The 21837-nt window shown below is 67.6% G+C and carries 17 protein-coding genes; 7 read left to right on the top strand and 10 right to left on the bottom strand.

Annotation, left to right across the window (positions count from 1 at the left end; all coding sequences use genetic code 11):
• Window positions 1-110 precede the first annotated feature (110 nt).
• The gene (locus ACFXHA_RS06610) at window positions 111-983 is read left to right on the top strand and encodes a helix-turn-helix domain-containing protein (protein ID WP_379353714.1); all 873 of its coding nucleotides are present in this window, start codon (window positions 111-113) and stop codon (window positions 981-983) included.
• Window positions 984-1063: 80 nt separating this feature from the next.
• A complete protein-coding gene (locus ACFXHA_RS06605) occupies window positions 1064-2050 on the top strand; it encodes a nitrilase-related carbon-nitrogen hydrolase (RefSeq protein ID WP_379353712.1) in 987 nt (328 codons plus the stop codon).
• Between the two features lie 112 nt (window positions 2051-2162).
• Here the strand turns inward: ACFXHA_RS06605 and ACFXHA_RS06600 are convergent, their stop codons facing one another.
• Complete coding sequence (locus tag ACFXHA_RS06600; protein WP_379353710.1) at window positions 2163-2507, bottom strand: metal-sensitive transcriptional regulator; 345 nt, start codon at window positions 2505-2507, stop codon at window positions 2163-2165.
• A gap of 95 nt (window positions 2508-2602) precedes the next feature.
• On the opposite strand from ACFXHA_RS06600, the gene ACFXHA_RS06595 reads away from it, so the two are divergent.
• The 3 genes from ACFXHA_RS06595 to ACFXHA_RS06585 all read left to right on the top strand — a co-directional run bounded on the left by ACFXHA_RS06595 (window position 2603) and on the right by ACFXHA_RS06585 (window position 5621).
• Window positions 2603-3418: an S-methyl-5'-thioadenosine phosphorylase gene (locus ACFXHA_RS06595; protein ID WP_379353708.1), complete on the top strand. Its 816-nt coding sequence runs from the start codon at window positions 2603-2605 to the stop codon at window positions 3416-3418.
• A 322-nt stretch (window positions 3419-3740) separates the two neighbouring features.
• On the top strand, window positions 3741-5033 hold the full coding sequence (locus ACFXHA_RS06590; RefSeq protein ID WP_379353706.1) for an NAD-dependent epimerase/dehydratase family protein: 1293 nt from the start codon (window positions 3741-3743) through the stop codon (window positions 5031-5033).
• A gap of 24 nt (window positions 5034-5057) precedes the next feature.
• Window positions 5058-5621, top strand: a complete 564-nt coding sequence (locus ACFXHA_RS06585; RefSeq protein ID WP_379353704.1) for an NADPH-dependent FMN reductase — start codon at window positions 5058-5060, stop codon at window positions 5619-5621.
• Window positions 5622-5627: 6 nt separating this feature from the next.
• Here ACFXHA_RS06585 and eccE read toward each other — a convergent pair whose 3' ends face one another.
• Window positions 5628-7271, bottom strand: a complete 1644-nt coding sequence (eccE, locus tag ACFXHA_RS06580; RefSeq protein WP_379353702.1) for a type VII secretion protein EccE — start codon at window positions 7269-7271, stop codon at window positions 5628-5630.
• A gap of 66 nt (window positions 7272-7337) precedes the next feature.
• Here eccE and eccB point away from each other — a divergent pair, with 66 nt between their 5' ends.
• A complete protein-coding gene (gene eccB / locus ACFXHA_RS06575) occupies window positions 7338-8864 on the top strand; it encodes a type VII secretion protein EccB (protein WP_379353700.1) in 1527 nt (508 codons plus the stop codon).
• Between the two features lies 1 nt (window position 8865).
• Here the strand turns inward: eccB and mycP are convergent, their stop codons facing one another.
• Entirely contained in the window at window positions 8866-10278 is a 1413-nt protein-coding gene (gene mycP, locus ACFXHA_RS06570) for a type VII secretion-associated serine protease mycosin (RefSeq protein WP_379353698.1), read from the bottom strand.
• A gap of 15 nt (window positions 10279-10293) precedes the next feature.
• On the bottom strand, window positions 10294-11766 hold the full coding sequence (gene eccD, locus ACFXHA_RS06565) for a type VII secretion integral membrane protein EccD (protein ID WP_379353696.1): 1473 nt from the start codon (window positions 11764-11766) through the stop codon (window positions 10294-10296).
• An 80-nt stretch (window positions 11767-11846) separates the two neighbouring features.
• On the opposite strand from eccD, the gene eccCa reads away from it, so the two are divergent.
• Complete coding sequence (gene eccCa / locus ACFXHA_RS06560) at window positions 11847-15872, top strand: type VII secretion protein EccCa (RefSeq protein ID WP_379353694.1); 4026 nt, start codon at window positions 11847-11849, stop codon at window positions 15870-15872.
• Window positions 15873-15938: 66 nt separating this feature from the next.
• Here the strand turns inward: eccCa and ACFXHA_RS06555 are convergent, their stop codons facing one another.
• From ACFXHA_RS06555 to ACFXHA_RS06530, 6 genes are all read right to left on the bottom strand, one after another.
• Window positions 15939-16241 (bottom strand): WXG100 family type VII secretion target, encoded by a 303-nt coding sequence (locus tag ACFXHA_RS06555; protein ID WP_379353692.1) that lies wholly within the window; start codon window positions 16239-16241, stop codon window positions 15939-15941.
• 46 nt (window positions 16242-16287) lie between these two features.
• A complete protein-coding gene (locus ACFXHA_RS06550; RefSeq protein WP_379353690.1) occupies window positions 16288-16617 on the bottom strand; it encodes a WXG100 family type VII secretion target in 330 nt (109 codons plus the stop codon).
• A gap of 183 nt (window positions 16618-16800) precedes the next feature.
• A complete protein-coding gene (locus ACFXHA_RS06545; protein ID WP_379353689.1) occupies window positions 16801-18024 on the bottom strand; it encodes a hypothetical protein in 1224 nt (407 codons plus the stop codon).
• 17 nt (window positions 18025-18041) lie between these two features.
• A complete protein-coding gene (locus tag ACFXHA_RS06540; protein WP_379353687.1) occupies window positions 18042-19286 on the bottom strand; it encodes a hypothetical protein in 1245 nt (414 codons plus the stop codon).
• Window positions 19287-19327: 41 nt separating this feature from the next.
• Window positions 19328-20548, bottom strand: a complete 1221-nt coding sequence (locus tag ACFXHA_RS06535) for a hypothetical protein (protein ID WP_379353685.1) — start codon at window positions 20546-20548, stop codon at window positions 19328-19330.
• A 22-nt stretch (window positions 20549-20570) separates the two neighbouring features.
• On the bottom strand, window positions 20571-21809 hold the full coding sequence (locus ACFXHA_RS06530; protein WP_379353683.1) for a hypothetical protein: 1239 nt from the start codon (window positions 21807-21809) through the stop codon (window positions 20571-20573).
• Window positions 21810-21837: the final 28 nt, after the last annotated feature.

The raw sequence follows: 21837 nt of genomic DNA, 5'->3' as shown, positions 1-21837 counted from the left end.
TTGCAGTCGAGGGATGGGGAGTGGAAGCGTCAGACGCGGTCAATCGGATCGAGGTTCGGTCCGGACCGGAGCAGTCACCGGCGGAGGCGTTCGAGCGGTGGGAAGCGCAGGTGACGGCCGCCTATGTGCCATTGGCTGTTTCGCCAATACCGACCGGTCGCTTTCGTGGTTATATCGAACACGCACGATACGACGAGCTGGATCTTTCGGTAATCGGTTCAACGCCACAGGTGATCCAGCGCACCGATTCACTCATCGCGCGCAGCAACGAGGAGTACCTGCTCGCCAGCATTCCCACCCAGGGCACCGCCCGGCTTCATCAGGACGGTCGCGTGGCCGATGTGAGTCCCGGCGGAATTGGGTTCTACGACAGCACTCGTCCCTACCACTGGGACGCTTACCAGGACTTCGAGCAAGTGGTCGTACAGGTCCCGCTGAGCCGGTTGCAGGAACGGTATGGGTTGGACAGCAAGGAGATTCCTACCGCGACCATCTTTTCTCCCGACACCGCACCGGGAATCGTCGCGCAATTCTTCCGCGGTGTCGCGGCATTGCAGCGCACCGATCCCACCGGGGCGGCGATCCTGGCCGAGCCGGGCATGGATCTGATGGCGGCCGCCGTCACCGCGGCGGCCGGGCGCATGCCGCGCGACCAGTCCGCGGACGCGCTGAACCGCCAGCGTGTGCTGGCCTTCATGCGCAGTCACTGCGCTGATCCGGACCTCGGTGTGGATCGAATCGCGGAGGGCTGCAGTATGTCCCGGCGTACGCTCTATCGGGTATTCGGTGAGTTCGAAGGCGGGCCCGGAACCGTGTTGCGACGCATGCGAATCGAACGTGCTTGCGATCTCTTGCGGAATGCGCCGCAGTTGCCGCTTTCGGCGGTCGCCAAAGCCGCGGGATTCCTGACGGAACGGAGTTTCTACCGAAGCTTCCGGTTGGAAATGGGGACAACTCCGGGGTCATTTCGCGCAATGGCATGATCAGTCGGTCATTCGGCACTCGTCGCCCTTGTACGGCCTGAAACTCTTGGGCGAGCATCACGTTCCATGAGGGATAAGCGATGAGGATTACGGTGCGAGTCGCCGCCGTCCAGGCCGAACCCAGCTGGCTGCGGCTGTCCGACGGAGTCGATCAGGTCGTCGAACTGGTCGAAGCGGCAGCGATGCGAGGTGCTCGGCTGATCGCATTCCCGGAGGCGTTTCTCCCGGGATATCCGTGGTGGCGCTGGATTGATACGAATCAGTGGAATGTCGAATATTCGACCCGCTGCCGCGAGAATTCGATGACCCGCGATGGTGCGGAAATGCGCGCGATCAGTGCCGCGGCCGCCGCACACGGCATTCATGTCGTGCTCGGATTCGGGGAGCGGCAGGAGCGGCGAATCTATATGTCACAGGCGGTAATAGACGATTCCGGTGAGTTGCTGTCGGTACGCCGCAAGGCTGGACTCAACAGCATCGAACGCAAGATTTTCGCCTCCGGAACTCCGAATCTGCCCGCGGTGCACCACACCCCGATCGGCAAATACGGTGCGTTGTCCGGTCAGGAGAATCAGCGGCCGCTGCTCACCCGTGCGCTGCGCGCCGACGAGGAACAGATCCACGTGGCCGCCTGGCCTGCCAGCCCCACCCCCGATGCGGGCGGACCGGATTCGAGCGCCACGGTGAGCCGCATGTACGCGCTCGAGGTCGGCGCCTACGTGCTCGCCCCCACCGCCGTGGTCGGCGACGCCGCCTGGGGCGGCATGCCTCGCCCGAACACCACCGCCCCCACCGGCAGTGCCCACATCTACGCCGCCGACGGCTCCGAAGTGGTAACACCCCTGGCGGAAGGCGAGGAGGGCATCCTCTACGCCGACCTCGAGATCGGCGCCGCCAACGCCAATGGCATGCAATGCGAATCCACCCGCGCCCCGCGCGAACGCAGAGACGTCCCCCCGGCCCGCCGCGGCTCCCGCCGCGCCGCGGCGGGCTGGCAGTCCGGCCCCGACCGCTGGGCCCTCCCGATGTCGCTCGTCTCCTACCCCGGCGGCATCACCGCCTGCTGAAACCGCACGCACCATGGCTCAGGCAAGGCTGCTGGGCCGGGTGGGCTTCAGGGCGAAGCCCCTGGGGTGTGAAAGCGGTTTCAGGGGAAGCCCCTGAGAGTTACGAGAGTTGTTAACTCCGCACCAGGCGGGCGATGGCGTCGGTCGCCTCTTTGATCTTGGCTTCGGCCTCGGGGCCGCCCGCCACGGCCGCGTCGACGACGCAGTGGCTGATGTGGTCCTCGAGCAGACCCATGGCTACGGCTTGGAGCGCCTTGGTCATGGCCGACACCTGGGTGAGGATGTCGATGCAGTACTTCTCCTCGTCGACCATGCGCTGCAGGCCGCGGGCCTGGCCCTCGATCCGGCGCAGGCGCTTGAGGTAGTCGTCCTTGGCGGTGATGTAGCCGTGCGTGGCGTGGTCGTGGCAGGACTGGTCGGCCGTGGTCTCTGCCGTGGCGGTCTTGTCGTCGGTCACCTGCTTGTCCTGTCTCCGAGGGGGAAATACCCCCCTAGGGTACATGGTTCGCCCTGGTCCCACCACTCATGCGCGCATGCGCAAGAATCGTGGCCATGAGTTCGGATGCACGGGCGACCCTCGCCATTATCGGAGGCAGTGGGTTCTACGACTTCTTCGGCGACGACGCCACCACGGTCGAGGTCGAGACCCCCTACGGCGCGCCCAGCGCGCCCATCACCATCGGTCAGGTGGAAGGACGCGCGGTCGCGTTCCTGCCCCGGCACGGCCGCAAGCACGAGTACTCCCCGCACACCGTGCCCTACCGCGCGAACATGTGGGCCCTGCGCACCCTGGGCGTGCGCCGGATCTTCGGCCCCTGTGCCGTCGGCAGCCTGCGCGCCGACTGGGGCCCGGGCACCGTGGCCGTGCCCGACCAGCTGGTGGACCGCACCTCCGGCCGCGCCCAGACCTTCTACGACACCGGCGGCGTGCACGTCTCCTTCGCCGACCCGTACTGCGACGAACTGCGCACGGCCGCAATCGCTTCCCTCGGCGAGGAACTGCCCTCGCACGACCACGGCACCATGGTCGTGGTGGAGGGTCCGCGCTTCTCCACCCGCGCCGAGAGCCGCTGGTTCGCCGGTCAGGGCTGGGAACTGGTCAATATGACCGGGCACCCGGAGGCCGTGCTCGCCCGGGAACTCGAAATGTGCTACTCCGCAATCGCTCTGGTCACCGATCTGGATGCCGGGCTGGAGTCGGGTGCGGGCGTCAGCGCCGCCGACGTCTTCGCCGAGTTCGAGAAGAACCTGGTGCCGTTCAAGGCGCTGGTGCGCCGCGCCGTCGCCGCCGTCGAGGGCGACGAGACCTGCGACAACTGCCGCGTGCTGACGGGCACCGGTGTGCAGCTCCCCTTCGAACTGCCCTGATGACCTCCACGCCTCTCCGAATCTCACGCGGCAACTGATTTCGAGCCGACCGGGGTAACTCGTCGGGTACGTCCAGAATTGGTTCGCTACCCAACCGTCGGCACGGGTTGCCAACGCGGACGGCTCTTAGCCGTCCGCGGAAGGCGCGGAGAGGCGGGGGAGTCCGGGGCACCACGCTGTGCCCCGCGGTGCGCCATTGCACCTGCTCGCGGCGGCATCCGGGAATATCTGCTTCGCCCGGAATGCCCATCAACAAATAGGTATTCGGGTTACGGCCCCCGTTGGATGTGAGCGACCTCGGCCGGTCGAATAGGCTGGAGGTATGACTGCGGGCGGTTCCGATCCCGTGCGCGTCCTGCTGACCGGCGCGGCCGGTTATCTGGGCTCCCACGTCCACCGCGCCTTGCTCGCGGCCGGGCACGAGGTGATCGGCGCGGATCTGCTGCTCGACACCGTGCACGGGCCGGATACCGTTGTCCCCGAGGATGTTCGACGGGTCGATATCCGCGATTCCGACGCACTCGAGCCTTTGCTCGACGGCGTCGACGTGGTCTGTCACCTGGCCGCCGCGGTTCCGCTGCCGCGTGCGTCGGCACCCGCCGAGGTCGCGCCGTCGACCTCCTCGAATGCTGCTGTGCAGCAGGAATTCCCACGTTCGGACGGCATTCGGACACCCGACGTGGCACGTCTCGAGCACGGTCCGGGACGGGCCGGAGGGCGCGACGAGTCCGGCGGACCCGGAACCGGGCCCTGCGTGCGCGCACCACTCTGGTCCGGGCGGATGGGCGCGGAGCGGCCGGGCCTGGACGGCATGCAATGGGCCGCGCTCTACGCCAGCCACAACGATGCGGGCACGGCCGTGCTGCTGGCGGCGATGGAGCGGGCGGGCGTGCGGCGGCTGGTGCTCGGCTCCTCGGTGGCGGTCTATGGGGAGGGTCGGTATCGGGGCGCCCGGGGTGGGATCTTCTATCCGGGGTTGCGGCGCCGGCGAGATCTGGATCGGGGGATGTTCGATCATCGCGAGCTGCGGTCCGGTGATGTGCTGACCTGGGAACCGATGGGGGAGGACGCGCCGCTGCGGCCCCGCAGCGCTTATGCGGCAAGCAAAGTCGCGCAGGAGCATTACGGGCTGGCCTGGGTGGCCAATACCGGTGGGAACGCGACCGTGCTGCGGTATCACCATCTCTACGGGGAGCCGGTGGCCGACGGTCGCCGGGTGCGTTCGGCGGAATCCGGTGTGGTGGCGCGGTTTCGGTCGGAGCTGATCGCGGGCCGTCCGCCCAGAGTGTTCGAAGATGGCGGGCAGGTAAGGGATTTCGTGCACGTGCGGGACGCCGCGGTCGCGACGGTGGCGGCGGTGGAGCGCTCGCTGCCCGGGTTCGTGCCGCTGAATATCGCCTCGGGGCGGCCGCTCACGCTGTGGGAGGTGGCCTCGACCATGGCCAAGGCGGTGGATGGGCCGACGCCGGTGGTGACCGGGCAGTGCCGGGTCGCCGATATCCGCCATGTCGTCGCGCATCCGGATCGGGCGCGACAGGCGCTGGAGTTCACCGCCCGCACCCAGCCGGGCAAGGGGCTGGCCGAGTACGCCGCGCGCGGGATCGGGCGGCGCTGAATCCGGGCCGGTTAGGCTCGCGGCATGGACTATCCGCTCCGGCTCGAGGTCATTGTCGCCAGCGTGCGCCCGAAGCGGTTCGCACCGGTCGTCGCGGACTGGTTCCTGCGGCAGGCGCGGGCCGACGCGGCTTTCGACGTGGGAGTCATCGACCTGATCGATACGCCACTGCCGCTGGATTTGACCGAGACCGACGCGGTGCGGGCCTTCCAGCAGCGCGTCGATGCCGCGGACGCGTTCGTGGCCGTCACCTCCGAGTACAACCACGGGTATCCGGCGTCGCTCAAGACGGCATTGGACAGTGCCAAGCGCGAATGGCGCGGCAAGCCCATCGGTTTCGTCAGCTACGGCGGGCTGTCGGGTGGATTGCGCGCGGTCGAGCAGTTGCGGCAGGTGGTCGCCGAGATCCACATGGTGTCGGTGCGCGAGTCGGTCAGCTTCCACGAGGCCAAGCGGAAGTTCGATGCGGACGGGGAGACCACGGACGGCGCGGCCATCGACGCCTCCGGTCGCATGCTGCGTCAACTGTCCTGGTGGGCAACGGCTTTGCGGACCGCCCGGACCGCCGATCCCTATCCGGGTAGCTGACGGTCGCTAGCGCGCGAAAGCGTGTGCCGCGCGCGGTGTTCCGACGTAGGTGGCTTCGCGCGGGATGGAGACCATGGTCAGCGGTACCTCGGTGCTGCCGGTGCGCAGGATGATCCGGTTTCCGGTCGCGCCGGGCTGCGTGATCGACAGGTCCGGCCGGATATCGGGCCAGCCGAGCGGATCGCCGGTCAGATAGAGCGTGGTGATGCCCGCGTGCGGGGCCGGGGCGAGCAGGCCGTCGACCACGGTGGCGGTGAAATCGGTGTCGGACTGGTGGGTTTCGACGGCGAGGGCCAGCCGTTCCGGATTGCCGATGGTGGTGACCAGTTGCTGCCAGGCGTCGGGCCGGTCGGTGCGGATGAGCACGCGTTCCCCGACGGCGAGCGCGCGGAAGATCAGCTGCTGGGCGAGATACAGCTCGCCCGCGATGAACACACTCGAAATACCTTGGCCGACCAGGCGGATGGCGACCCCGTTGCCGTCCTCGTCGGAACCGAGCAGCTGCCCGCACCCCGCCGAGGGCAGTTGCAGCGCGTCGATGCCCGCGATCGCGCGCAGCTCGGTGGGGACGGTGTCGTCCAGGCCCGGCACCGCGAACGGCAGATGCGCGAGCAGCCCCTCCCGGTGGCGGCCGTTCATCGAGATCATGTGCTGCTGTACCGGTTCCTCGGGCAGTTCCCGGGCGGTGAGCCGCCAGGCCGCGCCGATGCGCACGGTATCGGCGCTGCGGCCCGGACGCAGCCGCACCGCCACCGTGGTGCCGCGTGAGGCGGGTACCCACAGCTGGGCGAGCAGGTCGGCGGCGAGCTGCCCCGGATCCACGGCCGCGCCGATGTTCACGCTGTTGCCGAGTTCGGTGTAGCGCCAATGCTGGCTCAGCGCACCGGGATCCACGCCGGCGGTGACCTGCAGGGCGGCCTGGCGGATCTCGGGCGCGGTGAGCAGCCGGGCCGCGCAGTCGCCGTCCTCGAGGGTGCGCACGATGCGTTCGGTGGCGACGGTGACGGACCGGCACGCGCCGTCCAGTCCGCCGCCGCGGCGCGCCGCCGCGTCGGGGCACAGCAGCGGATCGAAGGCGATGGCCAGCCAGACGGTGCGGTGTGCGGTGGCGGGCAGCGGGCCGAGCAGGGATTCGTAGATCGCGCCCGCGGGGGTGCCCGAGCGGCTGCGGTAGCCGTGTGAGACCACGTCGATGCCGGCCAGCAGGATGTCGTGCTGGGTCAGGCTTTTCGCGAGTTCGGGCAGCGGCAGCAGGTGGGTGGATTGCACGGCGGAGCGGCCGAGCCGGGTCAGTCCGCCCTTGGGGGCGAGCAGTTCGACGACGGCGACCACGCGGCTGCCGTCGCGGTAGAGCCCGAGGGAGCGGCCGTCGGGGGCGCGGAAGTCGATGATGTCGGCCGGTGGGTGGGCGCGGCGGGCGCGGAAGCGGCCGCGGGTGGCGATCCAGTCGGAAATTGTTCGTTTGCCGAGTGGTAACAGAAGAACCAGACCGACCACTATTCCGAGGGCGAGCGCGCCCCACCAGGGCAGTCCGCACAATATGGCGAGAACCAGGGCGACCAGTCCGACCACTTGAGCGCAGACCAGGCTCGTGAACGAGATCCGGCCCAGCAGCGGCCGCCCCGCCGCCGTCCCGGAATCGATCGTCATCATCGGTCCCCGGCTCCCCGATGTCGGCCCGCGCCGCGGCCCGAGTGCGAATAAAGGTCCTGGTAAATGTACTGTGTTCGGCGAACGCAACGACTGCCGGGGACACGGATGCCTTCGAAACCCACGACCCGATGGCAGGTGAGCGGATATCGCTTCCTGGTCCGTCGCATGGAACACGCGCTGGTCCGCAGGGATGTGCGAATGTTGCACGATCCCATGCGGTCCCAGTCCCGCGCGTTCACCGCCGGGCTGATCCTCGCGTGTGTCGCGCTGGCGGGTTGCGGAGTATTGGCTCTGCTGCGGCCGCAGGACAAGATCGGGTCCAACAAGATCCTCATCGGCAAGGACACCGGCGCGGTCTACGTGGTGCTCGACAATGTGGTGCATCCCGCCCTGAACATCGCCTCGGCGCGGCTTGCGGCCGGGGACGCGGCCAAACCCGCGACGGTCAAGGAATCCGAGCTGGCCAAGAAGCCGCGCGGCCAGCTGATCGGCATCCCGGGCGCGCCGACCTCGCTGAACTTCGACGCGGGCGGCCGCACCTGGACCGTGTGCGACGCGCTGTCCAACGACGGCAGCCGCAATCTCACCACCTCGGTGCTGGTCGGCGATCTGACCTTGGCGGACAAGGCCTCCGCGATGGGGTCCGGCCAGGCGTTGCTCGTGCAGGGGCGCGACCACACGTATCTGGTCTACGACAACGAACGCGCCCAGATCGACCTCAACGACCGCGCGGTGGCCGACGCCCTGGATCTGCGCGGGCGCACCCCGCGGCCGATCAGCGAGGGCCTGCTCAATGCCATTCCCGAGGTGCTGCCGCTGGTCGCGCCGCGCATCGACAATGCCGGTGCCACACCGGGTTACCCGCTCGGCGACCATCACATCGGCGATGTCGTGCAGGTGCGGACGGACAGCAAGTACTACGTGGTGCTGCCCGACGGTCTGCAGGCGGTCTCGCCGTTGACGGCCGACATCATTCGCAATACCTACCGGTCGGCGGCCGCCGACAACTACATCGCGCAGGCCGACCGCACGAGCGCCCCGGTGTCCTCGGCCCTGCAGGTCGGCAACTATCCCGACCATGCGCCCGACCTGGTGGACGGCAAGGATCAGCCCATCGACTGCCTGTCCTGGAAACCGCTGAATTCCGCCGACACCTCCGACGGCAGCAAGCACGCCGAACTGACCGTGCTCACCGGGCATGCGATGCCGATTCCCGACCGCGCCAAACTGGTTCCGCTGGCCCAGGCCGACGGCAGCGGGCCGAATGTGGACAGCTTCTACATGAAGCCCGGTGCGGGCGCGTACGTGCAGTCCACCGGTATCGAACCGGACAGTCAGCGCCACGACAGCCTGTTCTTCGTGTCCGACTACGGCGTTCGTTTCGGCATCAAGAACCTGGACTCCGCGAAGGCGCTGGGCATGGATCCCGCATCGGTGCGGCCCGCGCCCGCGCCCTGGCCGATCCTCGGATTGCTCGCCCCCGGACCGACTTTGAGCCGCGAGGCCGCGATGGTCGCCCACGACGGTGTGGCATCGGATCCGAGTCCGGCCAAGGAGCCGGTGAGAACCCAAGCGCCACCGGCGAATTGATTCAGGCGTCGGTGTCGTGGTCGCCGAAGCGGCGGCGCAGGGGGAACGAGGCGAGGAAGCCGAGTACCAGCAGCAGGGCGACGATTCCGGTACCGATCAGGGCGACGTCGCGGGGCGTATTGTTCGGCGCGGGTGCGGGTTTGGGGAGTGCCAGCTGCTGATCGCGCGGGCCGGCGGCGCGCTTCGGCGGTAGTTCGCCCGGTACCTGCTCGGTCAGCGCGGCCACGGGATCGACTGTGCCGTAACCGATATACGGGTTCCAGCCTTCGCCGGGCGCGTGTGCGGTGGCTTCGATGCGCTTGATGACGTCGGCAGCGCGCAGGTCCGGGAAGCGGGAACGTACGAGCGCGGCCACGCCCGAGACCTGCGGCGCGGCGAAACTCGTTCCGCTGTACGGGGTCACCTGTCCCTGATTGGTGACCTTCGCGGTGGTGAGCCCGGTATTGCGGGGATCGAGGGAGATGATGTTCTCGCCCGGCGCGGCCACCCCCATCCACGGCCCCGGGACGCTGAACTTCGACGGCTGGCCGATGGCGTCCACCGAGCCGACCGACAGCACGTAGGCATCCCACCACGCGGGCACCACGTAGGAGCTGACGTGATCCCACGGATCGTCGTTGGGGTGCAAGGGATCCAGGCCCGGATTGCTCGCCTTGCAGGTGTCGGTATTGCCCGCCGCGGCCACGATGACCACGTCCTTCTCGACCGCCGCGTACTGCACGGCCGCGCCGAGGGCACCCATGTCGGCGCTGGTCGGTTCACTGGTGGGGCAGGCGACCAGCGAGATATTGATGACCCGCGCGCCCGCGTCGGCGGCCCGGCGCACCGCGGAGGCCAGCGCCGAGATCTTGCCGTAGCCGTCGGGCATATCGTCGGGGCCCTTCTCCTTGCCCGCGCCCTTGGTCTGATAGAGCGCGCTGGTCTGGCGGATCGTCATGATCCGCGCCTCGGGTGCGACCCCGGCGAAGCCCTGCCCCTCGGCCTGCGCGGCACCGATGAGGCCCGCCACGATGGTGCCGTGCGCATCGCAGTCCTCGGTGCCGTCGCCGCCCGCGGCCACGTAATCGCCGTCGGGGATGAGGCCGGGCAGGCGCGGATGCGGGGATACGCCGGTGTCGATGACGGCCACCAATTGTCCTGCGCCACGCGAGAACTGCCAGGCATCGGGCAGATCCAGGGTGCGCTGGGTCGGGGGGATGGTCGGCCCGTCACCGCCCGCCTGGGTGCTGAAGCACGGCGAGTTCGCGGGATGTTCGGTCTCGGTCGGCGGCACCGCCGGACTGCCGGACGGGAGTAGGCCCGCATCGATGGGCGGTGGCCGATCCGCCAGGGCCACCGCCGGATTCGAACCGAACGACACTCCCAGCGCCAGTACGGATACCGCCGCAGCCACGTGGAAAACCTTGCCGCCCATCGATCTACCGCGCGGTCACAGTCCGCGCACCAGCGCGTAGAGGTCGGTCACCCAGAAGGTCAGGGGCACCACGGCGGCGACGAACGCGTACTCGAGCAGTTCCACCGCGCGCCGCATGGGCGGGGTCGCCTGCTGGCGCGGCACGATGATGCCGAGGACCAGGGCCGACGCGAAAAGCACCAGTGCCACACCGAAAATCGTGAGCGGCTGCCGCTGGGTGAGGGCTGCGCCGATGAGCACCAGCAGCACGATGGCGGTGCCGCCCGCGATCAACACCACGGCCTGTTCCGCACCCGCGTAGGTGCGGCTGCGGAACATCAGCACCACCGCGCACACCAACGCCAGCGCCAGACCCGGCCAGTACGGGCTGTCCGCGGTGGGATTCACGGCGGTGACGGCTCCGGCCACGACCACCACGGTGGTGGCGGTCACCAGGCCGGCTAGATATTCGCGTGCCCGTTCGGATTTCAGGCGCAGCGCCTCGAGCGTGGGCAGGGCGCGATGGTCGTCCGGATCGTCCTCGGTGGGGTCGATCGGGGTGCCCGGAGCCGGGACGGGCGGCAGCGGCAGCTTGGCCAGCAGCATGGAAACCCGTGGCGCCAAGGATAATCCGGCCAGTCCCAGGGCGGCCGCACCGCCGCCGATGGCCCGCGCCGGCAGGTCGGTGAGCAGGCCGACAAGGCCGGCCGGGACGGCGAACACGGCCAGCGTGGTGGCGCCGATGAACAGGCCGAGCCCGACCCCGCTCACCCGCCAGGCCAGAATCGCGGTCGCGCCGAGCAGTACCGCACCCAATAGCGCGTTGGCCCAGCCGTAATGGCTCGGCACGAACAGCATGCCCGCGCTGAAGGCGGTCGGCAGCGCACAGCCGCCCAGTACCAGCGCGCTCGCGTGATCGCGGTACATGCGGGCCAGCACCATGGCGGCGGTGACCAGCAGCAGGGTGACGAAGGTGGCCACGGTCGCGCTGACCCAGCTCGGGATCGCGGTCGGCGCGGCCAGCAGTCCGAAGCAGCCGGTCAGCATGATAGCCACGGCCAGCGCCGAGCCGGTGATCCGCGCGGTGCGGGGCGTCCAGCCGCGGAAGTGGTCGGTGTCGGCGATGGCGACGTTGTACATGATGTCGTCGAACAGCGGTGTCGGCGCGATGTGCGCGGCGCTTTCGAGCATGAGCAGTTCGCCGTCGCGCACGCCCTGCTCGGCCAGGCTCAGGGAGTTGGAGAACGGCGGCTGCCCGATGCGGGCCAGCACCCACTCATGGGGTTCGACCTGTTCGCCGTCCTGGTCGAAGTCGTTGCCGCGATTGTGTTGATCGACCATGTCGACCACGCTCGGGATGACCAGCGCCACCGGCACATCGACGGGAATGGCCATGTCGACCTGGGTGTGTTTGGCCAGAATGGTGACTCGCGCCAAGTCCGGCGCGCGGACGGCGCCCGTCGGGTTGGACCGGAGTTCTTCGAGATGATCCGTACGCGAGTGCGTCACGCCCGCAGAGTACGGCATGATGGTTGCCGTCCGTACACTGAGGCCGCATGTCCGCGGGTTTCGATGGGTGAATATCAGCGATGAGCACCGTACGGTTCCAGCGCCGTCCACGCCGGGAGATGCCCCGCTCGCCCGGCGGCGAGGTGACCCTGCAGCCGCCGCCGGAGATCCCGAGGGCGGTCCCGGCCAACCTCTTCTCGAAGCTGATGCCCGTCGTGATGGGTGTGGGCATGCTCGGGATGGTGGCGCTCATGATCACCTCCGGCAGTGGTCTGGCGACCAATCCGATGAGCCTGATGTTCCCGATGATGATGGTGTTCTCCATGGTCGGGATGTATGCGGGGCAGGGTGGCAAGGGTCAGAAGGCGGCCGAGGCGAACGAGGACCGCAAGGACTATCTGCGCTATCTCGATCAGGTGCGCCGGGATGTGGAGGAGACGGCCGGGCAGCAGCGGGCGGCCGTGGAGTGGAGTCATCCGGAGCCCGGGGTGATCTGGATGCTGGCCGGGACGACGCGCATGTGGGAGCGGCGGCCGGGGGACAAGGACTTCTGCCACGCCCGCATCGGGCTCGGTAGCCAGAGACTTGCTACCAGACTGGTCGCCCCGGAAACTGGGCCCGTCGAGGAGCTCGAACCCATTGCCGCGGTCTCGCTGCGGCGCTTCGTGCGCACCCACTCCACCGTGCCGGATCTGCCCACCGCCATCGCCGTGAAGGGCTTCGCAGCGGTGCAGCTCACCGGCGACCGCGCGCAGGGACGCGAGATGACCCGCGCCCTGCTGCTGCAGCTGGCCATGTTCCAGGGTCCCGATCAGGTTCTCATCGCCGTCGTCTGCGGGCCCGACACCGTGCGCGAATGGGAATGGACCAAATGGCTGCCGCACACCCAGCACCCCGACTCCCAGGACGGAGTCGGCACCGGGCGCATGGTGTACGGCTCCATCCGGGAGGCGCACGCGGACCTGAACCCTTTGCTGTACAACCGGGTTCGCTACTCGCGTAATCAGCCGCCCAACCCGAACCTGGTCCAGATCGTGCTGGTGGTGGACGGCGGACTGCTCGAGGCCGAGGAAGATCCGCTGCGGGAGAACGGCTTCGAGGGCGTCACCATTCTCGACCTGTGCGGCTACGCACCCCGGCTGGCCGCCTCCCGCGGCATCCAGATGGTGGTGGAGAACGGCGAGTGTGCCGGGCGCGGGCCGACCGGCGTGATGGAGCGCTTCGCGGTCATCGACCGCATCAGCGCCAAGGAGGCTGAGCAGGCGGCGCGGCGGCTCGCGCCCTACCGGGCTGCCACCCAACGCGCCGCCGAGGCGACCGGCGAAGAGGGCGAGGTGATTTCGAGCTGGACGCAACTGCTGAGCCTGGGCGACCTCGGCACCTTCACCCCCGAGACCGCATGGAAGCCGCGCTACGGCCGCGAACGGCTGCGGGTGCCGTTCGGTGTCGGGGCCGACGGACTGCCGGTGGTGCTCGATATCAAGGAGGCCGCCGAGCACGGCATGGGCCCGCACGGGCTGTGCATCGGTGCGACCGGTTCGGGTAAGTCGGAATTCCTTCGGACGCTGGTGCTTTCGCTCATCGCCACGCACTCGCCCGATCAGCTCAACTTCGTGCTGGTGGACTTCAAGGGTGGCGCCACCTTCCTCGGGCTCGATGGTGTCGCGCACGTCGCGGCCATCATCACGAACCTGGAGGAGGAGGCCGACCTGGTCGACCGCATGCGTGACGCCCTGGCCGGTGAGATGAACCGCCGGCAGGAACTGCTGCGCGCGGCAGGCAATTTCGCCAATGTCTCCGAATACGAGAAGGCCCGGGCGGCGGGCGCCGACCTGGATCCCATGCCCGCGCTGTTCGTGGTGCTCGACGAGTTCTCCGAATTGCTCTCGCAACACCCGGATTTCGCGGAACTGTTCACCATGATCGGGCGCCTGGGGCGCTCGCTGCACGTGCACCTGCTGCTGGCTTCGCAGCGGCTGGAGGAGGGGCGGCTCAAGGGACTGGAGAGCCACCTGTCCTACCGGATCGGCTTGAAGACGTTCTCCGCCAATGAATCCCGGCAGGTGCTCGGCGTACCGGACGCCTACAACCTGCCCAACAACCCCGGCGGCGGCTACCTGAAATCCGATTCGGGGGAGATCCAGCGCTTCCAGTCCGCCTACGTCTCCGGCCCGTATGTGGGCGGCGGTTCCCAGCGCGACGCCACCGTCTCCACTCAATCCGGTGAGATCGACGTGACCGCGCGACCCTTCGTCGCCGGGCACGTGGATTTCCGTGCCGCCGACCGGATTCCGCTGCCCGAGCAGGTGGAGACGGTCGAGGCGCCAGTGGACGCCGAGCAGATCTCCAACCTGCAGATGCTGGTCTCGCGGGTGCGTGGGCACGGCCGTCCCGCCCACGAGATCTGGCTGCCGCCACTCGGGGCGGCCCCGACCCTGGACGAGCTGCTGCCACGCTCGATCCTGACCGGCGACTGGAATACCGTTGCGGCACTGCGGGCCCCGATCGGCATCGTCGACCGGCCCTACGACCAGCGTCGCGATCCCATGGTGGTGGACCTGTCCGGATCCCGGGGCAATGCGGCCGTGGTCGGCGGCCCACAGTCGGGCAAGTCGACCGCGTTGCGCTCGCTGGTGATGGCGATGTCGTTGACGCACACCGCTGAACAGGTGCAGTTCTACCTGCTGGACTTCGGCGGCGGCACGATGGTCGGCCTGGAAGGGCTGCCGCATGTGGGCGCGGTCGCCACCCGCATGGAAGAGGACACCGTGCGCCGCACCATCGCCGAGATGGTGGGCACCGTGCGCCGCCGCGAAGCCACCTTCCGGCGGCTGGGCGTGGAATCCATGACGGAGTTCCGCAGGCTGCGGGCAGCGGACTCGGCCGATCAGACCGCCGCGGGCGTGCAGGCCGATCCCTTCGGCGACGTGTTCCTGGTGATCGACGGGTACGGCGCATTCCGGCAGGAGTTCGACCTGCTCGAGCAGACCGTCATGAACCTTGCGGTGCAAGGTCTTTCGTACGGTGTGCACGTCGTCATGTCGCTCAACCGGTGGGCCGAGGCGCGGCCGGCGCTCAAGGATCAGATCGGTACCCGCATCGAACTGCGCCTGGGTGATCCGATGGACTCCGATCTGGGGCGCAAGTTCGCGGCGCTGGTGCCGATGGGGCGTCCCGGCCGCGGCATGACCGCCGACGGCCTGCACATGCTGACCGCGCTGCCCCGACTGGATGGCAACCCGGATCCATCGAGCCTGGGAACCGGTGTGGCACAGGCGGTCTCGGCCATCGCGCAATTCACGCCCGGCCGTCCAGCCCCGGTGGTGCGGATGCTGCCCGGACGACTGCCGCGCGCGGACCTGCTGCGCCTGGACGGCGACTGGCCCGCCCAGGTGGACCGCACGCGGCCCTGCCTGCGTTTCCCGCTCGGCATCAACGAGTCCGAACTGGCCCCGGTCCATCTGGACCTGGCCGCCAGTCAGCACTTCGTCATCGTCGGCGACTCCGAATGCGGCAAGACCACGGTGCTGCGTTCACTGGTCGAATCCATCTGCGCCGCGAACACTCCCGACCAGGCCCGCATCATCATGGGCGACTACCGCCGCAGCATGCTCGGCATCGTCCCGCAGGGTTACCTCGCCGGATACGGCACCACCGCGCCCCAGTTCACCCAGAACATGGCCGATCTCGCCGCGTATGTCACCCAGCGCATGCCCGGCCCGGATGTCACCCCGCAGCAGCTCAAGGACCGCTCGTGGTGGTCCGGCCCGGAGCTCTACGTCATCGTCGACGACTACGACCTGGTCGCCAATGCCAGCGGCAATCCGCTGCACGCCCTCGTCGACCACCTCGCGCACGCCCGCGACCTCGGCTTCCACGTCATCCTCGCCCGCCGCTCCGGCGGCGCGGGCCGTGCCATGTACGAGGCCACCTTCAACCGCCTCAAGGAACTCAACTCGGCGGCTTTGATCATGAGCTGCAGCCGCGAGGAGGGCGTCCTGTTCGGCACCACCCGCCCGTCCCCGCAGCCCCCGGGCCGCGGTACCTACGTCACCCGCGCGGGCGAGGGCCTCATCCAGACCGGCTGGCTGCCGCCGTCGGAATGACCTGAAATGCGAGCGGGCCCCGGCAGAGTGCCGGGGCCCGCTCGCTATGAAGTTCTGGGGTTTCCGTCAGAACAGACCGGCGAGGGCCGTGTCCTTCATCTGGAGTTCGGCGTTGCCGGTGTGCACGAGCTGGGCGGCGCCGTTCAGGGTGGTGTTGAGCTGGACGACGTGCTGGTTCCACATGCGCTGGAGGTCGGCGAACGCGTCGTTGGCGTCACCCTTCCAGTTGTTCTGGACGAACTCCTCGACGCTGCGGTGGAACGCCTCGAGTTGATCGCGCACGCCCTCGGCGCGCTTGATGATCGACATCGCGCCGTCGGCGACACCCTCGAAATGGGCGGAGATGATCTGGCCGTCTGCTGCTGCCATGGTGAATTCCTTTGCCAAATGTCTGAAAGAAGGGAGGCCGGACCGGTTAGACGGCCGGGAGATCGAGGCTGGAGATCTGCGCGTTGACCTTGGCCTTGTAATCCTGGTCGTGGTCCTCGTAATTGGAACCGGCCTTGATCAGGTTCTCGGCGGTCTGCATCAGCTTGTCGTTCATCTTGTCGGCCTGGAAGTAGTAGCGCTGCATGAACGCGTTGAACGCGTCGGCGGCGCCGCCCTTCCAGTTGGAGCCCGCCACCATGCTGTCCTCATCGCGCTTGAGATCGGCGATGGAGTGCATCAGCATCTCGTGCGTCTTCTGGAATTCCTGGGCCTTGGCCTGGATGAGGTCATTACTGGCTTCGAATGCACCGGCCACGGTGCCTCCTTTCGATTCGCGGGCGGACGGACCTGTTCGCAGTGTTTAGACGTAGGTCACGGCCCGGCGGTTCCACCCCTGATACAGCTATTCGTCAGCACACTATCCAAGGATCGGTATCGCTGACCAGTGCTGACGGCAAACGGGTGACAACCTCCACTCGAGAGGAAGCTCACAAACCTCTCACCAGGTGCTGTTCGCCAACAATGCGTACTGGGCGGCCGCTCGCTGGTGGGCGTCGGCGAGCTGATCCCCCTCGACCGAGGCCGTGTAGTTGCGATAGCTGATCATGCATTCGAAGCGGTTCCGGCTGCCGCCCTGATTCTGGTCGGTCTTCTCCCCGCATTTCACATCCGGAACTCTGGACGGTGCGTCCGCGACACCGGAATGGGTGCGGTCGAGAATGGCGGCCGCCAAATCTCGTGCGGCCTTGGCGTCCCGGGTGCGGAAGAGCATCGTGACACCGTCATAGTCCGCACCGGAGGTGGCGAAGCGATCCAGTCCGCTTTCGGTGATGAGCCGCCGCCAGAAATCTTGATTGCCTACACGATTCAGGAATCCACGCGGTTGCGCGACGGCGTTATCGGAGAAGTCCGGGCCGAAGTAGTTCTGCGTTTCGAGGGTCCGCCGCAGCATCGCATCCGGGTCGAAGGGCAGTCGCAATACGCCCTCACGATCCAAGGGCGGCAAGGAATCCAGCAGCGGAAGCTGGGCGTCGTAGACCTTTTCGGCAAGGGCCGTCAATTCCGAAAGGTCCGGATCCTTCGTCCCGAGATAGGCATACACAACATAGTTGCCATGCGCGATGGCCGATCCGATGCTGGCCACGCCGGGCAGCCAATGGCTGTGCGCGTCGGGATATTTCGGCAGCGAGACGTGCTGGTTGACATCCGCCGCCACGCCGAAGTCGGCGTTCTCAAGATCCGCGGCGGCCTTCGTCGCGGACGCCGCGTCGGGGAACTGCATCACCGTCACCGTGGTGAAGGCGCTGTCGTCGGGTGCCTTGCCGGACTGGTCCGGCTGTTTCTCGCTGTGCCCCACGGCGATACCGAACATCATCTTGTCGGCATCGAGCACCGGCGCCGTCACTTTGGCCAGCACCTTGGTGGCGTCGTCCGAATCGTGAAAGGGCAGTGAGCCTGTCGCATACTTGAATTCGGGGTCGATGTCCGAGGCGTTGACTACATGGTCGGCCAAACGCTGGACCGCCAGCTCGAGTCCGTTGCGCATCCTGGCGGAGTAGAGGTATCGCAGATCCAGCGGGTCGACGGAGTACTTACCGACATCCAGAGTGCGGACGTCGATCTCCCCGGGATGGGCGCTGCCCTGGACGGTCGTGCCGCACCCCGCCACCGCGACGGCGGTCAGCAGGAGCAGCGCGGCAACTCGAAATCGTTGCGAGAGCATAATTTTCCCTTCTCGCCTCAGTGGTCCGCGTTGACGAGCCTGGCGTACTGCGCCGAGATGCGCTGCTGGGCATCCAATAGCTGGTCCGCCGACACCTCTGCGGCGAACCGTCCGTGCCGGACGAAGCAGTAGTAGGAGATCGACAAGGGAATCGGACCGACATACTTGCGGCACTGGGCATTCGGCAGATTCACGGGTGGATCGGCGGGCCGGAAGACCCGGGATGTCTCGCTGCGCGCCGTGACGATCGCCGCCGCGCCCGCATCGTCGCGGGCACGGAAGAGGTTGCCGCCGTTGAACGCCACCCGGTCGACACCCGCCTTGTCGAACAAGGCCGCATTGTCGTCACCGGGGAAGAATTGGAGCCCGCCGTGCCGGTCGTAGACGCCGGGAATGCCGCGTTGGGACTGGTCGTCGCCCACGGTGGGCAGCGAGCGGCCCAGGACTCCGTCCAGGTCGACGGGTTGTTCGGTCATCTGATCGGATGGGACGGCGGGGAAGCGGGCCAGCGCGGGCGGGATGAGGTCGAGTCCGAGCTGGGTGCGGGCCAGGAGCTTGGCCGGATCGCTGATGCCGGTCTGGGCCATCACGTCGTCCCAGACATAGGTGAACAGCACGAATCTGCCTGTGGCATACCACGATCGGACAGTCGCGTTGAAGTCGTACTGGGTGTCGAGGTAGGTGAACGCGTCCGGGTACTTGTCGATCCGCAGACGCTGACTGCCCGCGACGGCATCGAAGTCGGCCTGGCCGAGAGCTTGGGCGGCGGCGGTCGCCGCGGCGTCATCGGTGAACAGCAGTACGACGTTCGAATGTTCGTAGCCGACGGCGCCCGGGGCGGTGAGCAATTCGGAGTCACCGGTGGTGACGAAGCCCGCGATGAATCCCGGGGCCGCGTCCCGCAGCACGTCGGCCTTGGCGTTCGCGCGCAGTTTCATGGCGTTGGAACCGAAATCGATGAACGGGCGGATGGCGCCGTTCACCGCCGCGTCCGGGTACTTGACCTCGGGGTTCACCTCCGACGGCAGCGGAATGTAGTTGGCCAGCCGTTCGGCCTGGACGATCCGGGCCAGATCCGGGTCGCTCGCGTTGTCGTAATGCTTGGGCTGGGTCGGCAGGTTTCCGGTGTCGAGCTTGGACAGGTCGACGGCGGGTTCGGTGGGCGTGGCCGGCGTCGAATCGGTGCCGGAACCGCAGGCCGCCGTCATCCCCACCGTCAGCGCTATCGCGGCCGTCAGTGCTGCTTGTCGTGCCCTGCCCATGCTTCCCCTCCCTGAGCAAACGATCGGGCAACACCCTACGGCTACCAGGTGCTGTTGGCCATGAGGGCGTACTGAGCGGCCGCTCGCTGATGGACATCGGTCAACTGGTCGGATTCCACCAGTGCCACGTACCGGCCGTAGTGGACGGCGCAGCGGTACCGCTTCTTGCTGTAATCGTCGACCGTCTTGCCTTCACCGCAGGTGGCCTCGGGTACCTGCGGTGGGGCCTCGGCCGCGCCCGGAAAGGCCGGTTGCAGTGCGACGGCGGACAATTGCGCGGCCGCGTGCGCGTCACGGGCGCGGAAGAGCATCGTGATACCGGAGCTGGAGAAGCCGCTCTGGGAATAGCTGTCCACGCCGTTCGCGCCCAGCAGGTTCCGCCAATACTTCTCGTCTGTAACATGATGCAGGAATCCCCTTGTGCTGGAAGCGAATTGGGACTCGAAGTCGGGAATGCCCATGCCGTCGATATTGAGGGTTTGCCGCAGCATGTCGTCGGGATCGTCTTTCAGGCGCAATATGGCCTCGCGGTCCAGCGGTTTCAGGGCATCCAACAAAGGCAGTTGGGCGTCGAAGATCTGCTGGACGAGTCCGGTCAGCTGGCCCAGGTCGACATCCTTGACCCCGGCGACCGCGTTGATCACGTAATCGCCGTGTGCGACATACGATCCGATCGTCGCGATGCCCGGTCGCCAATGTGCGTGGGCGGTGGGATATTTCGGCAGGACGACCGCCTGGTTGGCAGCGGCGGCGATGGCGAAGTCGGCGGCCTCGAGATCCGCGGCGGCCTTGGTCGCGGCAGCCTCGTCCGGAAACTGCATGACGACGACCTTGGCCACCGCGCCGTCGCTCAGGTGGCTGCCGGGGTCGTCGGGATTCGACTCCGCGGCGCTGGTCGAGAGGCCGAACATGAGGCCGTCATCCTTCAGCGCGGTCGTCGCGCCGGGCATGTGCAGTACGCCCGTGCCATCGTCGGGATCGCTGAAAGCCTTGTAGCCGAGTCCGTATGTGAGCCGCGGGTCGATTTCCGGCCCGGTCACGACGGCACCGTCCAGACGCATTTCCGCGAGCACCGTGGTGTTATCGACGCTCCGATACATGTGGTAGCGCACTTCCAGCGGGGAGGTGGCGTAGTTGCCGACATCCAGTGTGCGGACGTCTATTTCACCGGGCACCGGGCTGCCGTTCACGTGGGTCGCGCACCCGGTCAGGGCCGCGGCGGCAATTGCCAGGGCGGCCCAGCGAATTCGGCGTGCAAGCATTTCCGGCTACCTCGGTACTTCGTCAGAAAGGGTTGACCAGCATGGCGTACTGCGCCGAGATCCGCTGCTGGGCATCTTGTAGCTGACCGGCGGACACCTCGGCCGCGTAGCGGTCGTGCCACACGAAGCAGTAATAGGGGATGGCGGCGAACGAAGGACCGATGTATTTGCGGCACACCGCATTCGGCAGGTTCGGGGGCGAATCGGCGTGGATGAAGGTGTGGCTGGTCTCGCTGTGGTCGGCGACGATCAGGGCCGCTCCGGCCGCATCGCGAGCGCGATAGAGGAAGTTGCCCTTCCATGCCACACGATCCACGCCCGCGTCCCCGAGCAATTTCGCCGAATCGGGGCCCTGGACCAATTGCAGTCCGCCGTGCAGGTCGTAGACGCCGGGAATTCCGGCCTGGCCGGGATCATCCAGGATGGTGTGCAACGCCCGGGCGATCACCCGGTCCGGGTCGATCGCCAGCTCCATCAGTTTGTCCTGCGGGGTGGCCGGAAACTTGGCCAAGGCCGGCGGGATGACCTCGAGGCTGCGTTGCAGATGCCCGACGAGCTTGGGGAGATCCCGCGTCTTCAGGGTATTCATCACGCTGTCGATGACGCGCGTGTAGATGACGAATCGTCCGGTGGCGTACCAGGAGAACAGGCAGCCCCGCTGGTAGCTGTGCTCGTCATTGGTGACGTAGGCGAAGGCCTTGGGATATCCGTCGACCGTGATCTGCTCGTCGTCGGAATTCGCGGCCATCTCGGTCCGGCCGAGCGCCTGCGCCGCGTCGGCGGCGGAGGTGTCATCGGTGAACAGCAGCACCACATTCTCGAGGTAGTAGGACAGGTCCTCCTCTTTTTCGGATCGCCCCGCCGTCACGAAGGCCGAGAGGAATCCCTTGGCCGCGTCGTTCATCGCGTTCGGGTCGGCATCCATTCGACCGGCCATCGCGCCCGAGCCGAAGTTCACGAAGGTGCGAATGTCCGCTGTGGCGGGGGCCGCCGGATACTGCAACGCGGGATCGATATCCGCAGGCAGGGGAAGGTAATTCGCGAGCCGCTCCGCCTCCAGCGCCTTGGCCTGATCCAGATTGACCGCGGTGCCGTACGCCTTGGGCTTGGTCGCCATGTTCCCGGTGTCCAGCTTGGACAGGTCGATGGCGGGTTCGGTCGGCTCGACGGGACCGGTCGCGGTGTGGGAGCCGCACGCAGCCGTCAGCACGACCGATACAGCTACAGTCGCGGACATGACGGCGCGCAACAGGTTGCGCATGGAGTTCCCCCTCCGGAAAAGCTTTCGG

Origin of the sequence: Nocardia sp. NPDC059240, assembly GCF_042753865.1 — a bacterium.
GTDB lineage: Bacteria > Actinomycetota > Actinomycetes > Mycobacteriales > Mycobacteriaceae > Nocardia.
This window is presented reverse-complemented; position numbering and strand designations above follow the sequence as displayed.